Origin of the sequence: Pseudomonas sp. NPDC087598, from assembly GCF_044743525.1 — a bacterium.
In the GTDB taxonomy this organism is placed as follows: Bacteria; Pseudomonadota; Gammaproteobacteria; order Pseudomonadales; family Pseudomonadaceae; genus Aquipseudomonas.
The window spans coordinates 1-1435 of record NZ_JBIUWQ010000153.1; the positions used below are offsets into that span (position 1 = coordinate 1).

Below are 1435 nucleotides of genomic sequence, written 5' to 3' on the forward strand. Positions count from 1 at the left end.
TTGGTCACCACGCCGTGGATGTCAGGCAGTTTGAACTGAGCGCCGACCGCCAGTTCTACGAACATGAACTGGAAGTCATAGTCCCCCGACAGGGCCACGACTTTACGGTTCGGATCGGCCTTGACCACGCCCAGCGCAGCCGGAATGGTCCAGCCCAACGGGCCTGCCTGGCCGCAGTTGATCCAGTGACGCGGCTTGTAGACGTGCAGGACCTGCGCGCCGGCAATCTGCGACAGACCCATGGTGCTGACGTAGCAGGTGTCCTTGCCGAACACCTGGTTCATTTCTTCGTAAACGCGCTGCGGTTTCACCGGCACGTTGTCGAAGTGGGTCTTGCGGTGCAGGCTGGCTTTGCGCTGCTGGCAGTCTTGCAGCCAGGCACTGCGGTTTTTCAGCTTGCCGGCGGCTTGCCATTCACGAGCGACTTCGATGAACACGGTCAGCGCGGCAGCGGCGTCGGAAACGATGCCCAGATCCGGGGTGAACACGCGACCGATTTGCGTGCCTTCGATGTCGACGTGAATGAACTTGCGGCCTTCTGTGTAGACATCAACCGAACCGGTGTGACGGTTGGCCCAGCGGTTACCGATACCCAACACCACGTCGGATTTCAGCATCGTGGCATTGCCGTAACGGTGCGAAGTCTGCAGACCGACCATACCAACCATCAGCGGGTGATCGTCCGGGATGGTGCCCCAGCCCATCAGGGTCGGGATGACCGGGATGCCGGTCAGCTCAGCGAACTCAACCAGCAGGTCGCTGGCGTCGGCGTTGATGATGCCGCCACCGGCTACCAGCAATGGACGCTCGGCCTGATCCAGCAAAGCCAGGGCCTTCTCGACCTGCACGCGGGTCGCGGTTGGTTTGGCCAATGGCAGCGGCTGGTAAGCGTCGATGTCGAATTCGATTTCGGCCATCTGCACGTCGAACGGAAGGTCGATCAGCACTGGGCCTGGACGGCCGGAGCGCATTTCAAAGAACGCTTTCTGGAACGCGTAAGGCACCTGGCCCGGCTCCAGAACAGTGGTCGCCCACTTGGTGACTGGCTTGACGATGCTGGTGATGTCAACCGCCTGGAAGTCTTCCTTGTGCATACGGGCGCGGGGTGCCTGGCCGGTAATGCAGAGGATTGGAATCGAGTCGGCCGAGGCGCTGTAGAGCCCGGTGACCATGTCGGTGCCGGCAGGGCCGGAAGTCCCGATGCACACGCCGATGTTGCCGGCCTTGGTGCGGGTGTAGCCCTCGGCCATGTGCGAGGCGCCTTCAACGTGGCGAGCGAGGACGTGATCGATGCCACCGACTTTCTGCAAGGCGGAGTACAGCGGGTTGATGGCAGCGCCCGGAATGCCAAAAGCGGTATCAACCCCTTCACGGCGCATCACCAGAACGGCGGCGTCGAGTTGGGTGCTTTTTGTGAGGGGTGTTGGGGTGGGTA

1 protein-coding gene is annotated in these 1435 nt (G+C 61.9%); it reads right to left on the reverse strand.

The window, feature by feature from the left end:
• A partial coding sequence (gcl, locus tag ACIOWE_RS30185) for a glyoxylate carboligase (RefSeq protein WP_401398617.1) occupies positions 1-1379 on the reverse strand: 1379 nt, incomplete at its 3' end.
• Positions 1380-1435: the final 56 nt, after the last annotated feature.